This is a genomic window from Erysipelothrix sp. HDW6C (assembly GCF_011299615.1).
GTDB lineage: Bacteria > Bacillota_I > Bacilli_A > Erysipelotrichales > Erysipelotrichaceae > Erysipelothrix.
The window spans coordinates 727,009-742,401 of sequence record NZ_CP049861.1 but is presented as its reverse complement, the minus strand read 5'-3'; the positions used below and the strand labels follow the sequence as shown (position 1 = coordinate 742,401).

The 15,393-nt window shown below is 39.6% G+C and carries 16 protein-coding genes; 5 read left to right on the top strand and 11 right to left on the bottom strand.

Translation table 11 applies throughout. The annotated features are described in order from the left end of the window. Positions 1-17: 17 nt before the first annotated feature. From G7062_RS03210 to G7062_RS03200, 3 genes are all read right to left on the bottom strand, one after another. Complete coding sequence (locus tag G7062_RS03210) at positions 18-2,141, bottom strand: hypothetical protein (protein WP_166064489.1); 2,124 nt, start codon at positions 2,139-2,141, stop codon at positions 18-20. A 7-nt stretch (positions 2,142-2,148) separates the two neighbouring features. Then, entirely contained in the window at positions 2,149-3,606 is a 1,458-nt protein-coding gene (locus G7062_RS03205) for a hypothetical protein (protein WP_166064488.1), read from the bottom strand. A gap of 416 nt (positions 3,607-4,022) precedes the next feature. Continuing rightward, positions 4,023-4,724, bottom strand: a complete 702-nt coding sequence (locus G7062_RS03200; protein ID WP_166064487.1) for an SGNH/GDSL hydrolase family protein — start codon at positions 4,722-4,724, stop codon at positions 4,023-4,025. A 124-nt stretch (positions 4,725-4,848) separates the two neighbouring features. Between G7062_RS03200 and G7062_RS03195 the strand changes: the two genes are divergently transcribed. The 5 genes from G7062_RS03195 (at position 4,849) to G7062_RS03180 (ending at position 8,667) form a co-directional block, all read left to right on the top strand. Further along, positions 4,849-5,697 (top strand): aldo/keto reductase, encoded by an 849-nt coding sequence (locus G7062_RS03195; RefSeq protein WP_166064486.1) that lies wholly within the window; start codon positions 4,849-4,851, stop codon positions 5,695-5,697. A gap of 59 nt (positions 5,698-5,756) precedes the next feature. Beyond that, a complete protein-coding gene (locus tag G7062_RS11605) occupies positions 5,757-5,954 on the top strand; it encodes a GDCCVxC domain-containing (seleno)protein (RefSeq protein ID WP_371741456.1) in 198 nt (65 codons plus the stop codon). Between the two features lie 18 nt (positions 5,955-5,972). Beyond that, positions 5,973-6,593, top strand: a complete 621-nt coding sequence (locus G7062_RS03190; protein WP_166064485.1) for a sugar O-acetyltransferase — start codon at positions 5,973-5,975, stop codon at positions 6,591-6,593. A gap of 66 nt (positions 6,594-6,659) precedes the next feature. Continuing rightward, positions 6,660-7,322, top strand: coding sequence for a response regulator transcription factor (locus G7062_RS03185; RefSeq protein ID WP_166064483.1), 663 nt, complete (start codon positions 6,660-6,662; stop codon positions 7,320-7,322). Next, entirely contained in the window at positions 7,312-8,667 is a 1,356-nt protein-coding gene (locus tag G7062_RS03180; RefSeq protein WP_166064482.1) for a HAMP domain-containing sensor histidine kinase, read from the top strand. The genes G7062_RS03185 and G7062_RS03180 overlap by 11 nt, the downstream gene beginning before the upstream one ends. Here the strand turns inward: G7062_RS03180 and G7062_RS03175 are convergent. From G7062_RS03175 to glmM, 8 genes are all read right to left on the bottom strand, one after another. Continuing rightward, a complete protein-coding gene (locus G7062_RS03175; RefSeq protein ID WP_166064481.1) occupies positions 8,664-9,473 on the bottom strand; it encodes a helix-turn-helix domain-containing protein in 810 nt (269 codons plus the stop codon). The genes G7062_RS03180 and G7062_RS03175 overlap by 4 nt on opposite strands. Positions 9,474-9,566: 93 nt before the next feature. Then, positions 9,567-9,944: a hypothetical protein gene (locus G7062_RS03170; RefSeq protein ID WP_166064480.1), complete on the bottom strand. Its 378-nt coding sequence runs from the start codon at positions 9,942-9,944 to the stop codon at positions 9,567-9,569. A 2-nt stretch (positions 9,945-9,946) separates the two neighbouring features. Further along, complete coding sequence (locus G7062_RS03165; RefSeq protein ID WP_166064479.1) at positions 9,947-10,555, bottom strand: GNAT family N-acetyltransferase; 609 nt, start codon at positions 10,553-10,555, stop codon at positions 9,947-9,949. A 195-nt stretch (positions 10,556-10,750) separates the two neighbouring features. Next, a complete protein-coding gene (locus tag G7062_RS03160; protein WP_166064478.1) occupies positions 10,751-11,314 on the bottom strand; it encodes a nucleoside triphosphate pyrophosphatase in 564 nt (187 codons plus the stop codon). Positions 11,315-11,341: 27 nt separating this feature from the next. Then, complete coding sequence (locus tag G7062_RS03155) at positions 11,342-12,070, bottom strand: NYN domain-containing protein (protein ID WP_166064477.1); 729 nt, start codon at positions 12,068-12,070, stop codon at positions 11,342-11,344. After that, on the bottom strand, positions 12,067-13,395 hold the full coding sequence (locus G7062_RS03150; protein ID WP_166064476.1) for a cell wall metabolism sensor histidine kinase WalK: 1,329 nt from the start codon (positions 13,393-13,395) through the stop codon (positions 12,067-12,069). The genes G7062_RS03155 and G7062_RS03150 overlap by 4 nt, the downstream gene beginning before the upstream one ends. Continuing rightward, positions 13,395-14,051 (bottom strand): response regulator transcription factor, encoded by a 657-nt coding sequence (locus G7062_RS03145; RefSeq protein WP_166064475.1) that lies wholly within the window; start codon positions 14,049-14,051, stop codon positions 13,395-13,397. Before G7062_RS03145 ends, G7062_RS03150 begins: the two co-directional genes overlap by 1 nt. Before the next feature lie 12 nt (positions 14,052-14,063). Further along, positions 14,064-15,386 (bottom strand): phosphoglucosamine mutase, encoded by a 1,323-nt coding sequence (gene glmM, locus G7062_RS03140; protein WP_166064474.1) that lies wholly within the window; start codon positions 15,384-15,386, stop codon positions 14,064-14,066. Positions 15,387-15,393: the final 7 nt, after the last annotated feature.

Sequence of the window (15,393 nt, the reverse complement as noted above, 5' to 3'; positions counted from 1 at the left end):
CTCCATTCATTTTTGAATTAATTATCAAAACCAGCAACCCAAATTACAGGTCGAACTGTTTGTGTTGGGTTATTAATTCCGGCATTTCCAGTTAATTCAATTTTGCTCATGTCAACACTTGACCCACGAACATATTTCTCCTTCGTTTCGGTGTTAGTACCGATTATTCCATTTGATCTAAATCTCGTGAATCCCGTTTGACTCGTGTTTTCAACTAATTTTGAGACTTGGATCCCATATGTATTAATATCTGAAATGGATAATGAAAATGCCTGTTTTCTTCCGCTTTCTTTATTAATTATAGTTGGTGCTTCTTTACGAGTTGCCCAATCTGCATTTTCTGTATTTTCAACCGGTATTTTAACTGGTAAAATTGCTCGTTCATCGAGGTTTTCGATAAACGCTTTTGTAAATGCATCGTCAACAAGTTTCATCTTTGATTTTTCGTATCCAGGAAAAATTTCTGTGACTGTATCCGTAATTTTCATTTTATTTGGCTCTGCATCTGCTTTTATTCCCATTGCCTTGAAATCATCCGATGTTAGCTCATCGACAATCATCATTGCAGAACCTGTTTTTTCATCACGATAAATAACGGTCCAATTGTGTCCCGCATAATTCTCGACTCGATCTCCGTTAACTACCGGTAAATAGCGAATCGCGAGGTTAGCAATTGCTTCTGCCATTGCGTCTTGTGCTGTTTTCATATCTTCAGCGCTCGCATTGATGTCATCGTTTAATGTTTGCATTACTGCTAGAGCATCGTTAAATGCCTTTGCACTGGCTGTTGTCTTATCTGAGACATCCATTTTCTTCGCATTTTCAAGTTCTTGATTTAAATCTCGCTTCGCTGTTGATACTGGGTCATTCTCATACTTTTCCAACGCCTCTGTGAGTTGTTTTTGTAAGGCTACATATTCTTCAACTGTAAATGTTCCCCCTGCAAGTTGTTCTTTAGCGTCTTGGTACAATGCATTAAGTTCGTTACCTGCTTGAGTTGGGTACGATTCTAAATCGTATTTTTCTAATTGCTCAAGCGCTGCTTCCATTGCCTTTTGAGCTAATGAAAGTTCATCTTTCCCTGCATAAGCTAATTTGATTTTCTCAGGTGCATCGTCCCATTTCGCGACATCTTTAAGGTTGACAGCGTCCATGTTTACATGAATGTAGTATTCTGCTGCACCATAAGGTTGTTCCAACAGTGTTACTTTTTCGAGTAGATTTGTTGTCAGTGATTTTGGTGTTATTGCCGTATCTGTCCCATGGGTCAATTTCTCTCCCCAATAAACATATCCTTCTGTTGAATCTGTATCCACAATCCATTTTGCTGTAGGTTGTCCATTCCAGTCGGCCATTTTGATTACATCAGCTCCAAATGTCCATTTTACATATTGGGTGAAAGGATTGCCTTCGGCTGACATATTGTCACCCGCACCCCATAAGTGTGTTGTGTATTGATCTTCATCAACGTTGTAGTCAATTGCACCTGTTTCTTCATCAACAATTGCTGAGTTGTGTTGATCGTCCGATGAATGATTTTGGTTAACACTTCCTTCAACAAGGACATCGCCCTCGCCCATAACTTCGCTCATCACGACAAATTTACCATACTGACCATTTTTATCTGCTTGTTGGGTTGCAATATAGAAGAATCCTTTTGCATTCCCTTCTTCGTCTTTGTCGAAGAATCCAGTGACTTCTTCGATACGTCCGTCTTCAGGTGCATCTTCACCGAGTGTTACCATGAACTCTTGAGCAAGTTCCAACGTTTCAAAGCGATTGAAATTCCCTTTCTCATCGACCATATAGCGTTTCTCACTATAGATATAGGACTTGTTCATGATTTCCATAAACTCTTTAAGTTGTAGACGAACATATGCATCTTCGTAAATATACTGCGTTACATCATCTGTTTCTTGTCCATTTCTGACTGCAATTTCATTTACTTTGCCTTCTCCTTTGCGCCAGTTTGAAACTTCTTCAAATGTTTCCACGAGTGTTACGTTGTGTTCAACCGAAGTTGTCGTAAATTTGTTTGTTTTATGTTGGCTCACATCTTGCCAAGCAAGTGTTCCTGTTATTAAGAGTGCTCCTGCAAGCAAACCTGCAAGAACCCCAGTTCTTTTTTTATTATTCTTCATTTTTCTCCTATCCTATTTGTGCTTTAATTGCATCAAGGCTTGTTTTTAAATCGGCCATTGCTTCTGTCACATCATCGATATTAGCTTCGGTATGATTGAAACACATCTCTCCGTTGGCGAGATCAATTGACAATGCAGTTAGTGACTCTTCTGTTTTACCTTCTGGATCAACTGCTTTCGCTTCATTGATGAGTTTTAGCATTTGACGTTTTGCGAGGACAACAGAATCCATGTTGTATGTTTCTCGCGCAACTTGAAGTGTTGTCGTTGCTGACTTTAATGCTTCTAATGATACGTTCTCTGTATCACGTACGGATTCAGCTGCAGTAATTGCTTCTGCTAATACTGTTGATGCTACCGTTGGAATTGTGTCGTAGTCTGTTGCGATACTTGCATCAATAATTTCTTGAAGCCCTTTGTATGCCAGTGATATTGGATCTTTACCTGTTAAGGCATTAGTAACTTTCTCAGGTGCATCATCCCATAATGGGAGATCGTTCTTGGATACAGCATCCATATTTACATGGATGTAGTATTCTGCTGCACCATGGGGTTGTTCAACAAGCGTTACGCTTTCGAGAATTTTTGATGTCACGGATTCTGGGTTTTCGCTAATATCGGTCCCATGAACAAGTGCTTCTCCCCAGTATGCCCATCCTTGTGTACTTGTTGTATCAAGGATCCATTTTGCTGTAGGTTGACCATCCCATGAGTCTAAGGTAATAACATCTGCTCCCATTTTCCATTTCACATATGCGAGGAATGGGCTGTCTTCTTTAGCATTTCCAAGACCTGTTTCACTCCACTCGTGGACGGTGTATTGGTCTTCATCATTAATAGGTTCTTGATGTTGATCATCAGAAGCATGGCTTTGATTTACTTTACCTTCAACAATTGACTCAGCATCATCTTGAGTTGCGTCAATAACAAGGAATTTACCATATTGACCATTTTTGTCTGCTTGTTGTGTTGCAATATATGCGTATTCTTTGTCATCAAAGTATCCTTTGATTTCAACAATACGTGCGTCACTCGGTGTTTCTTCACCAAGTATTGCGAGGAATTCTTGGGCTTTCTCGACAGTCTCAAAGCGCTCGAAGTTACCCTTATCGTTGACCATCAGTCTTTGATCATTATAGGTATATGTTTGATTTCCAATTTCCATATATTCTTTGAATTGCACACGAATGTATGCATCATCATAGATATAGGATTCTGGAGTATCCGTTTCTTGTCCATTTCTTACGGAAACTGCCTTTACGATTTCTTGTCCTTTGCGCCAATTGGCCACTTCTTCAAAGTCTTCCATTAAAACGACATTGTGTTCAACGGATGTAGTGGTGAACTTGTTTGTTTTATGTTGTGATACATCTTGCCATGCAAGTGTTCCAGTAATTAATAATGCACCCGATAAGAGTGCGGTAAGAATAGCGGCTTGTTTGCGCCCGTTCTTTTGTTTATTCATTTGGTTTACCCTCCCTTTGTTTGTTTATCTTCGAAATCTTAATAAACATCACAAACTGAATTTTAGAGGATATACAGAGGTAAGTCCATGCATTAATGTCAATTACACCCAACGCTTTTCGATAGGTATTATCGGTTTTATTTGTAATATATTTCCGTGATTCTTGTTATTGATTTTTACGATATTAAAGCGTTTACTTCACGTTAACGACACACTTGTTTGTCTGTTCGTGTTAAATATGTGAAGAAAGAGAAATACTTCACAATAGTGTTGCTCTAATTGTGTGTCAAAGAAACAGTGTCAAAACAACCCATTCTACCCGACATCGTAAGCAACTTTCGTCCTTACATTATTTATGATCTATACTTTTTTTCATATTATTGCACATAAAAAGATACTGCCTGTTGACAGTATCTTTAAAGTTTATTGATTATTTCACTGAGTTTATCCGCTACCTGGCGGTGTGCTTTCGCATTCATATGAACACCATCAATCGGAAAGTATTCTGGATGATGGTCAAAGAGTTCCATCATACTCACATAGGGAATCTGATGATTCGTTGTATACGTACGTAATGCTTGATCAATCAAGCGTGCAACACTGGGGTTCATTGTAAACATTGCTTCGCTACGTCCCCAAACTGAATAAATGGGTGGCGGTCCTATGATGATAATTTTTGCGTTGGGGTTGTGCTTCTTAAGATTATTGATGAGTGAGTCGTATTGATGCATAAACACCGTTGTATCTTGCCAAAAGTCTTTCTTTGTATCATTGGTTCCAAACTGTACGATAAGAATGTCTGGATGGTAGTCTTCAAGTGCTCTATAATAGGGATGTTTCACGATCGCACGATTTGTGTTTGGATTTGCTGTTGCCCCGCTGACCCCAAGATTATAAACTTTCGTATCGTGAAGTTGCTTTTCGAGCTGTGCTGAATAGCGAAGTTTGGGCCGTGGGAACAGCATCAATCCAAATGTTAGACTATCCCCTAATGCAACGATACTCCGTACTTCAGGATGGTATACCGGTAAGGGACGGATATAATCCATCATCATAAAAACAACAATGCGTTTTATTATATAGAAAGCCAATAACAGTATCAGTATCCAAAGTAGCATAGTATTCTCCCTTTGCACCCATCATACCATAATTTATCTCAGAATTCTCAAAAAATAGTCTGTGCTTTGCCACTGATTCTGGTCTGCAAATTTGGTATAATTATAAGATAGAGGAGGTTTTATTATGAATAAAAATAATACCTATACATTAAGTAATGGTGTCGAAATACCTGCAGTTGGGTTCGGTACCTGGCAAACACCAGATGGCGACGTAGCGGAATCATCGGTTCTGGCTGCAATTAATGCCGGATACCGTCATATTGATACGGCTGCTGTCTATGGCAACGAAGAGAGCGTTGGTCGTGGTATTGCGAAATCCGGTGTTGCTCGTGACGAACTATTCATCACTACAAAACTTTGGAACACGGAACATACCTATGATCGTGCCAAAGCTGCCATTGATGTCTCTTTAGAGAAGCTTGGCTTGGACTACCTTGATTTATACCTCATTCACTGGCCAAATCCTGTCGCATTCCGTGAGGACTGGGCAACTGCGAATGCTGAAGCATGGCGCGCAATGGAAGAAGCAGTTGATGCTGGGAAAATTCGCGCAATCGGAATTTCAAACTTCTTGCCTGAACACACAGAGGCGCTCTTAAAAACAGCACGCATTAAACCTGTTGTGAATCAAATCTTTTTGAACCCTAGTGATATGCAAAAGGACGTTGTTGCATGCAATGATAAACACGGGATCCTAACTGAGGCATACAGTCCCTTAGGAACTGGAAACATTTTTGGGATTGAAGAGCTTGCGGCAATCGCACACAAGTATAACCGTACCGTCGCTCAAGTTGTTCTTCGTTGGTCCCTACAAAACGGATTCCTTCCCTTACCAAAATCAGTGCATGAAGATCGCATTAAAGAGAATTTCGCAATCTTTGATTTTGAAATTAGTGATGAAGACATGGCCGCTATCAATGCGCTTGAAGGCAAAGCTGGCGCAGCACTTGACCCGAATACAACAACATTCTAAAAATACGGGCGCATTGCATTTCTTGCAGTGCGTTTGTTCTAATAAGAGGAGGATTACAAGTGCTCGAATCTACAATTACATGCCCACATTGCCATAAAGAAACTGTGGAAGTCATGCCGACAGATGCATGCCAATTTTTTTATACTTGTCCACATTGTAACGAACGCCTTAAAGCAAAGACTGGAGACTGCTGTGTCTTTTGTTCTTTTGGGTCCGTTCCTTGCCCACCCATTCAGGAGGGTTCTTGTTGCAATTAAAAATACCGGAGGAAAACTATGAGTTTTGATTTTAAAAGAATGCTTGCAGGTGAATTATACCTTGCACGCCATGTTGATGCTCAAAAACGTCAGAACGGAAAAGTTCTCGCGCAAATGATTAATCAGACACCACTCCAAGATACAGAACGTATTAAAAAGCTCGAGCGCCAACTTTTTGGTGCTACGGGTGAACACATCTATGTCACACCACCACTGTATGTTGACTACGGCTTTAATACCTATGTCGGTGAGAACTTCTACGCCAACTTTGATTGTATCTTTCTTGACGTGAATGAAATACGAATTGGTAATAATGTCATGTTGGGACCCCGCGTTGGTTTGTATACCGCAGGGCATCCTATTGATGCCGATGTTCGGATTTCCGACCTCGAGTTTGGGCTTCCCATCACGATTGGTGACAATGTATGGATTGGGGGCAGTGTTGTTGTCAATCCCGGTGTAACCATAGGCGACAATACCATCATTGCTTCGGGTGCTGTTGTTACGAAAGATGTTCCCAACAATGTTATTTATGGTGGCAATCCCGCGCGTCTCATTCGACCTATTACGGATGAGGATAAACAGTATTGGGAAACAAAGCAAAAAGAATATCATGAAGCAAAACAAGGACCGCAATAGCGGTCTTTGTACATATGGACACATTGATGTCACATTCGTATGATTAAATAAAGTCAGGTGATAAGAATGGCACATATATTAGTAGTTGATGATGAAACAAATATTCGCACATTGGTTCGTAAGTATGCACTCTTTGAAGGACATACTGTTGATGAAGCGATCGATGGTTTGGATGCAATCGATAAAGCACAAGATACTCCCTATGACCTCATTATTTTGGATCTCATGATGCCAAACATGAATGGGTACGATGCATGTCGACTTATTAAGAGTGAACGTGATGTTCCGGTCATTCTTTTAACAGCGCGCGATCAAGATTTTGATAAGTATCAAGGTTTCGAATTGGGTGCGGATGATTATGTTACCAAACCATTCTCTCCAAAAGAACTCATGTATCGCGTCAATGCAATTCTGAAGCGAACTCAACACATAACAGATGTCTATATCCATCAAGGGTTTTCCGTTGACTTTGTAAGTCGAAAAATTATAATTGATACTCAAGCGGTTGATCTCTCGCTTAAAGAGTTTGAATTGCTCTCCTTGCTCATTGCGAATAAAGGCATTGCACTACAACGCGATACGATACTCAATAAAGTCTGGGGATATGATTTCTTTGGGGACGATCGGACACTGGACACGCATATCAAACGTCTGCGAAAAAAACTTGGCAACTATAATACATTGATCACGACACTCAGAGGGGTTGGGTACCGTTTTGATGGGGAATAATCCGAGTATTAAATGGAAAATACAACGTTATCTCATTGTATTCATTGTCGTAATTTTAGCAATGCTTTGGGTTTTTCAGGTTGTGCTTTTGGAACCCATCTACAAGTCAATCAAGACCAATGATATCAAAAAACTCGCTTATGATATTCAAGAGCGCATGAATGATGGGGGTTCGATTAATCTTGCCAATGAAGCGCTTAATCGCGAAACACACATTCGCATTGTAAACTCAAATGGGGATATTGTTGATGAAACCGTTGGAATCCCTAACCCAATGGTAAGGCCCATTGATAGCCGTGAACTCCAACGTCTCTTTCTTGAGTTGGGTGATTCAGGACAAACGGTCAGACTTGGTGACCAAAAAGGAAAAGGTGGCGACAATATCACCTATGCCCTAAAGACTAATGAATCGATGATGGTCGTAATCCAAGCACAGGTAGTTCCAGTTAATGCTACAGTGAATACGATTAAAGTACAACTCATCTTTGTCAGCATCATCCTCGTCTTATTATCCATAATACTCACGCATATTATCTTCAAGCATATTACAAAGCCAATCATTGAAATTAACGATAATGCGAAAGTACTGGCTCAAGGAATCTATACTCAACCTTTTGATGGCGCGGGATATCGTGAGATTAAAGAACTTTCAAATACATTAAATACCATGCGCACTGAACTCAGCAAGGTTGAGTCACTTCGCAATGAACTCATCGCAAATGTTAGCCATGACCTGCGCACACCGTTGACCATGATTGGTGGCTATGCAGAAATGATGCAGGATATCCCAGAGGAGATAAATGCTGATAACCTACAAATTATCATTGATGAAACACATCACCTCAATGCGCTCGTATCGGATATGCTCGATCTTGCACAACTGCAATCAGGTATGACACATTTAAATCAAACATCGTTCTCTCTAACACAGTCAATTTTAAATATAATCGAGCGGTTGCAGCATCATTACCCCAAACGTGACATTGCATTTAATGTCAAAAATGCAATGATGATAAATGGTGATCGTCTCAAGCTCGAACAAGTTTTCTATAATCTCATTAATAATGCGCTTGTTCACACAAATGGATCCATTGTCATCACCCAGATTGATGATGAGACACTTACGATTACAGACGAAGGTCCAGGTATGAGTCCGAGTGATATTCAGAACATGTGGAATCGTTATTATCAATCCGATACGAATCATCAACGTTCTTCAACAGGAAGTGGTTTGGGTCTTTCAATTGTAAAGAATGTTTTGGATCTTCATGGCTACGCATATGACGTTCAGAGTTCTGAATCGACAGGCACACATGTTACCATTTCGTTAAGAAAAGACGCCTAAGCGTCTTTTCTTTTTGTATAGATTGAAAGTGATCCAAATACGAGTATTAAAATCGCAAGAATAACTGGACTAATAAGGTCCATTGCTCCCAGTGGTTCACGCAAGGATTGCGAAATAAAGTATCCATTAACCAGCAATTGACATGCCAATCCATAAAGTAAGAATACGGATGTCTTAGCGAAAGGATTTTTCAATCGCGTTATAATGAAGTATGCTATCACAGTTGTAATGAGCGCTACCAATGACATTGGTAATCCAATTGGTAAATACCACGCTAAATCAGTCTTCAGTGCCAATAGAAATACGGTTAGAAATGCAACTGCAATACTGACGCCCATAATAATGATGAGCTTATGTTTCTTAACATTGATTGCAGTCAAAGAAATAAGTGTTGCTGCGGTGATGCCAAGCATTGGAAACGGTGACCATGTTAGAGCTCCGGTTAGGATTAAATCTATTATGACACACAGCGCCATAATAGCGATGGCTCCAATTGTAAGTCCAAGTGTCAGAATATGACGCCATTTTGTTCGATCTTGTGTTTGTACGGCTTGTGCGTAGGCAAGTGTTGTTTCAATTACTGTTTCTTCCATTGTATTATTTGCACCATTCTCTAATAAACTCTCTAACGATACTTCGAGAACGCGGGCGAGATTTAACAAGTTTGATATGTCTGGTAAACCACGTCCCGTTTCCCATTTTGAAACGGTTTTATCACTGACATAGAGTTTGTCAGCAAGTTCTTTTTGTGTATAGCCCAATGATTTTCGTCGTTGCGCTATCGTATGCGATAGTGTTTGTTCCATGGTGCTCTCCTTCTGTAACCATCATAGGTTCTCAATGACTCATTAACAACCTACGCTTCGTAGAGTTGGACTTAAACACTCTGAATAGTGCTTCTATTGTATTTGAAAACGTTCAATTATTTTCCGAATTTCCATAGCTTGATCACGGTATCCGATCATCAACTTGTTTATATGAAAAGGTGGAATCTCAATATCTGGGTCCTTTGCATGAAGTATGAGTCGGTAAGAAAGTAATTTCTTTCGAAGTTCAACCCAATCAAGCATGTCGCTTTCAAGTTGTATGATGCTTCCTTCAATACGGCCCGCCGGCGTTATGGGGAGGGTGAAAAATCCCAGACTGTTAAAAACAAGTACAGCGTAGGGACCGGTAACATTGCCAATTTTTGACCATACAATTATCTCGTCATGATCATAAATATCATTGGCATCGAGGAAATCTGTAATATCATCTCTTTTAAGTAAAAGTCCCATTATTAGTCCTTGTCTTTCTTTATTGTGTCCGATGATCCTAAGTAATGAATTGCTGTCTCGTGATTCAAGACAAATTTTGGAATGGAGTATTCGTAAAATTTACGGATTAAATTCGCAAAATCAATGGATTCGGGACCTGACTTCACAGGCATCCATAAGAGGTTGTAGCTGACCCCAAAGGCATCCCATTGCCAATCCGTCATCACAGATTCTGATTTGAAGTAAAACTCAATACGTTTTCGGCGTGTTGTTGCCTCTGCTTCAGTATCTGCACAATCAGGTTTTTCGACTTCGATAATGAGGCCCTTTACCGTAAGCTTTGGTTTAAGCAAGCTTAAGAACTTTGACCCCAATCCTTCTCCACGTCGTGTCTGTGTGACCGCGTAGTAGTCTAGAAGTGCAACATTGGTTTGCTTATCAAATATCAAGCATGCATAACCCAGTGTTTCACCACCCTCACGCATAACATAGCATGTGTAAATGCCTTTGCGAAACATACGTTTAATCGCGAAGAGAGGACGCAGTTCGTTTGTTGGAAAATCATGCTTCATGCGATTTTTATAAAGTTGTGAAAAGTCTTGAAATGCAATCTTTTTTATTGTGTATGTCATAATAGCTCCTTCATAACAAAAGGCCAACCCACCGTTAGCCTCTTGCCGTTGACCCAAAGGTCCTATTGTTCTTCATTGAAAAGCATACCGTATTGGTATTGAATATATCATAATTCAATTGACCGAGTTGTGCCGTTTCATGTCATAAAGAACATGATTTTTGTCACGAATAATCTTTTTTTGCGATTCTTCTTCTTACCAATCGGTATTCTTAAGTTCTTGGTTTACGCGCGAGATCGGTAGTCCCATAATTGTATAGTAATCACCAACAATTGAGGCCACAAATAATGACCCTTGTCCTTGGATACCATAACTTCCGGCTTTATCAAGCGGTTCTTTTGTTTCAACGTAATCGCGGATTTCTTCATCTGTTAAATCAAAGAATGTAACATCTGTTAAAACCGAGAACACCTTGGTAACATCACTTGAAACTAAGGCAACCCCTGTAATAACTTGATGTGTTCTTCCCGAAAGGCGGTGCAGCATCGCGCTTGCATCTGCTTCGTCTTTTGGTTTTCCAAGAACTTCACCATCTAAGACAACTACGGTATCGGAACCAAGAACGATGGAATCTTGATAATCATTGATGACTGATGTTGCTTTGCGTAGGGCGAGATCTTCGATTTGCTCGCGAACACTCAGGCTCTCGTTCAATGTTTCATCGCCAATCGGTGATACAACATTGAACGGCTGTCCTAAGATTGAAATAATCTCACGTCGACGCGGAGATTGACTTGCTAATACTAATTTTTTAAACATAAACTTCCTCTTTCCCAAAGGCAATACTTACGATTTATTACGAATATAAACGTGTTTTACATTACTGTTTGGAATTCTTCTTTCTTCAATATCAAATTCGTTCATTGCTTTTACAAGCGGTGTAAGCTGATGGAACCCATAGCTACGTGGATCAAAGTCCGGTTGTTTCTTCATAATAAGATTCCCCAAATCTCCCATGAAAACATAGCCATTGTCATCTGCTAAATCGGTAACTGACTGCGCAATTAAGCGATAGAGTTCATGGCCTGTCTTACTCTTAAGAATTTCTTGTTTTGTATCATCTTCAGGTTCCTCTAAGTCAATATTTTCCATATAGATAAACTTGTCACACGATGCGATAAATGCATTGGGTGTTTTTTGTTCACCAATTCCAATGACATATTTTCCAGACTCACGCAAACGCACACCCAATCGGGTAAAGTCTGAATCACTGGATACAATACAGAAACTTTCAATGTTTCCTTCATAAAGAATATCCATTGCATCAATAATCATCGCTGAGTCTGATGAGTTTTTACCACTTGTGTAAGAGTATTGTTGGATTGGCGTAATTGCATGTTCTAACAAATGACTCTTCCAACCCGATGCAGTTTGACGTGTCCAGTCACCGTAAATACGCTTAATCGTTGGCGTTCCATAACGTGTGATTTCTCTTAAGACACCACCAATATTACTATAAGGCACATTTTCCGCGTCAATTAACACGGCAATGCGCTGATCATTTTTCTTTATCATTTTTCCACCCTGGTAATGGTAAACATTACCCCTTCTTTTAGATTTTCAGCTTTAATTTCATAGCCATAATTTGTTACAACTTTATGGACAATTGAGAGTCCCAGTCCAAACTGACCCCCGTCACCCATTTCATAGGCACGGAATAATTGATCAATTCTCTCTTCCTTAATCGTACTGCCATCATTGTACACTGACAATGTATGGTCGTCGATCTGTACAACAACTTCATTCTTAGCATAGCGCAATGCATTGTCTATCAGATTCTCTACCACAACGCGCCATGGCTCTTCCGACCCATAGACTAAACTGTGTTCACCATTCATGACAACACTGACATCTGGAGATAATTGTTTCGAGGAAACAATGACTTGCTCAATAATATCTTTGAGTTCAAACTCATGATTGGTATCTATTTGTTCAGATGTTAAATAATCCATACGATTCAATGTTAGTAAATTGAATACTTTCTTCTCGAGACGATCTGCATGTTCAATAATAACATCAACCGACTTTTCCAAAGTTTCATAGGGGTAAACACCATCTTTAATCGCTTCACTGTATGATTTAATGGTTGCAATCGGTGTCTTTAAGTCATGAGAAATATTCTGAATCATTTCTTCCTTGACCTTCTCTTGATGACGAATCTCTTCGTTCATTTCGACGAGAACACCTGCTAACTGTCCAATTTCATCATAGCGGTTAATAATAAGCGTTGCATCTTCATTCCGTTTAATCTTCTCAATATAGTTTTTGATAATATTGAGTGGGTGAATAATTGAAGTAACCCATACCAAGAGAATAAGGAACACAACACCAATTATTACGATGATTAAGTTAATAACAGTGTTAAGCAGCATGTTCTTAAACTCATCGTTGTAATCGCGGGAAATGATTGTCGCAATGGATGCATTCGACTCTGGAATATTCGTTATCGTATAAAGACGGGAATCCTTATAGTAATAATTAATCGTTTGATCCAATTCAATGGCTTCCATTTGAATGCGAATTTGCGTTAAGAGATTGGACTCAATTGTATCCATACCATTTGAAATGTATTGCCCATCTTTACTACGAATTATATGAACAATATTTGGGTCTGGAGCACCATAGAGGATTTCTGGATCAACATTGTGATTAAAGTTAAAAATAACATCCCGTTGTTTGTGGTTGATTAAATCATAGATTTGATTGTCCACAAAGCGGTCAACATTAAACGAAATGGTTCCAAAGATAAAAAATAAAAAGAAAGTCATTGTCAAAACAACAATTAAAACTAATTGTTGTGTCAGCGTTAACTTTCTTAAGTACGTTCCAACTTTTTTCATTAACCCAAGCGATATCCAAATCCGTAGATAGTTTGGATATTCAGGTCAGGCATCTTCTTACGAAGACGTCGTAATGTGTCGTCAACAACACGATCTGAACCAAAGTAATTGGTCTCCCAAACATGAACAAGAATTTGCTCACGTGTAAAAGCAACGCCACGGTTCTTGACAAACATCATTAATAAATCAAATTCTTTGGTTGTGAGTTCCAACTCATAGCCATCTTTTGAGGCTTTGCGTTGTTTCTCATCAATCGAATAACCATCGACTTCTGTTTGCACATCTTGGTTATAGGCACGCTTAATAATATTATTAACACGTAACACGAGTTCTTTGGGTGAGAAAGGTTTTGTGATATAGTCATCACTTCCTTTTTCAAGACCAATAACGCGGTCAAACTCTTTATCGCGAGCTGACATGAAGATAACAGGCGTCATCGCATCATGCGCTTTGATGAGTTCAATCAGATCAAACCCACTCTTATCATCAAGCATGATATCAAGAATCCATAGATGAACATCGTCATCTTGAGCATGGATTCGTGCTTCTTCATACGTAAAATAAGATCTTACTTCATAGTTGGCATGCTCTAAATAACTCTTTACGAGCTCATTTAGATCTCTTTCATCTTCAACAATATTAATAACATATTTCATATCGTATCACCTTTACTGACTGTTTTTGATTATATTCATCATATCACTGACATAATGTTTACACAAATCATCGGACTCTGCCTCTACCATAACACGGATGAGTTGTTCAGTTCCCGATGGGCGAACTAATATACGGCCATTGTCTCCCAGTTCTTGTGTTATACGCACAATAGCTGCTTGGACATCTGGATGATTCATAATTGCTTCTTTGTCTTCAATAATTAAGTTTTCAAGCAGTTGTGGGAATCGGACAAAGTCACTTCCCAATTCAACCAAGGTCTTTCCTGACTTGGCAACGACTTCGGTAATTACGAGTGCTGTTAAGACCCCATCACCGGTTGTTGCATAGTCACGAAGAATAATATGACCGGATTGTTCACCACCCAATTTATAATCGTGTTCTACCATTTCTGCAAAAACGTGTTTGTCACCAACATCTGTAGCTACAACATTCAACCCAGCTTTCTTGCATGATTTCATAAATCCTAAGTTAGCCATGACCGTTGAAACAACCATGTTGTCACGAAGCATACCTTTTGATCGCAGGTAAAGTCCCAGAATGTAGAGTATTTCATCGCCATCTACGAGTTCACCATTTCCATTTACTGCAAGACATCGATCAGCATCACCATCAAAGGCAAAACCCATATCAGCACCCAACTCTTTTACTTTAGCAATTAAAGATTCTGGATGGGTCGATCCGCAGTTTGTATTAATGTTGATACCATCAGGTTGGTTATGCATTACAGTAACGGTTGCTCCCAATTCCTTGAAAGCCCGTTCAGCTGACGAAACCGCTGATCCATTGGCAACATCAAGGACAATATTCAAACCATCAAATCGAACATCGATAAGTGCCTCCGCATAATCAAGGTAAGTGTTCAAACCTTCCGCAAAATCAACAACGACACCAATTTCATTTCCAGTGGCAACATCCAATGTGATCTCACCATCAATGAACTGTTCAATGTCTGCTTCCAGTTCCGCAGAAATCTTCATCCCATTACCCGCAAACACTTTCAACCCATTATCTTGGAAAGGGTTGTGACTTGCTGAAATCATAACACCGCCAGCAAATGCATCATTAATGACAGTGTAAGCAAGCGCAGGTGTTGCGCAAACGCCTAACATATAGACGTCTGCTCCCATAGCTGTTGCACCTGCTGCAATAGCACTTGCAAACATGGTTGATGAGAGGCGTGTATCTTGCCCAACAACAATTTTCTTTCCTTTATGTATATGACCAAGGTACTGGCCGACCTTTACGGCGATTTCAATATTGAGTCGCTTATTCGCTTCACCACGAATTCCATCAGTTCCAAAATATTTACCCATGCATATC

What these genes read in the sequence shown, in the direction of transcription:
- G7062_RS03210 (WP_166064489.1), bottom strand. Translation starts at nt 2,141, where the DNA reads ATGAAGAATAATAAAAAAAGAACTGGGGTTCTTGCAGGTTTGCTTGCA.
- G7062_RS03205 (WP_166064488.1), bottom strand. Translation starts at nt 3,606, where the DNA reads ATGAATAAACAAAAGAACGGGCGCAAACAAGCCGCTATTCTTACCGCA.
- G7062_RS03200 (WP_166064487.1), bottom strand. Translation starts at nt 4,724, where the DNA reads ATGCTACTTTGGATACTGATACTGTTATTGGCTTTCTATATAATAAAA.
- G7062_RS03195 (WP_166064486.1), top strand. Translation starts at nt 4,849, where the DNA reads ATGAATAAAAATAATACCTATACATTAAGTAATGGTGTCGAAATACCT.
- G7062_RS03190 (WP_166064485.1), top strand. Translation starts at nt 5,973, where the DNA reads ATGAGTTTTGATTTTAAAAGAATGCTTGCAGGTGAATTATACCTTGCA.
- G7062_RS03185 (WP_166064483.1), top strand. Translation starts at nt 6,660, where the DNA reads ATGGCACATATATTAGTAGTTGATGATGAAACAAATATTCGCACATTG.
- G7062_RS03180 (WP_166064482.1), top strand. Translation starts at nt 7,312, where the DNA reads ATGGGGAATAATCCGAGTATTAAATGGAAAATACAACGTTATCTCATT.
- G7062_RS03175 (WP_166064481.1), bottom strand. Translation starts at nt 9,473, where the DNA reads ATGGAACAAACACTATCGCATACGATAGCGCAACGACGAAAATCATTG.
- G7062_RS03170 (WP_166064480.1), bottom strand. Translation starts at nt 9,944, where the DNA reads ATGGGACTTTTACTTAAAAGAGATGATATTACAGATTTCCTCGATGCC.
- G7062_RS03165 (WP_166064479.1), bottom strand. Translation starts at nt 10,555, where the DNA reads ATGACATACACAATAAAAAAGATTGCATTTCAAGACTTTTCACAACTT.
- G7062_RS03160 (WP_166064478.1), bottom strand. Translation starts at nt 11,314, where the DNA reads ATGTTTAAAAAATTAGTATTAGCAAGTCAATCTCCGCGTCGACGTGAG.
- G7062_RS03155 (WP_166064477.1), bottom strand. Translation starts at nt 12,070, where the DNA reads ATGATAAAGAAAAATGATCAGCGCATTGCCGTGTTAATTGACGCGGAA.
- G7062_RS03150 (WP_166064476.1), bottom strand. Translation starts at nt 13,395, where the DNA reads ATGAAAAAAGTTGGAACGTACTTAAGAAAGTTAACGCTGACACAACAA.
- G7062_RS03145 (WP_166064475.1), bottom strand. Translation starts at nt 14,051, where the DNA reads ATGAAATATGTTATTAATATTGTTGAAGATGAAAGAGATCTAAATGAG.
- glmM (WP_166064474.1), bottom strand. Translation starts at nt 15,386, where the DNA reads ATGGGTAAATATTTTGGAACTGATGGAATTCGTGGTGAAGCGAATAAG.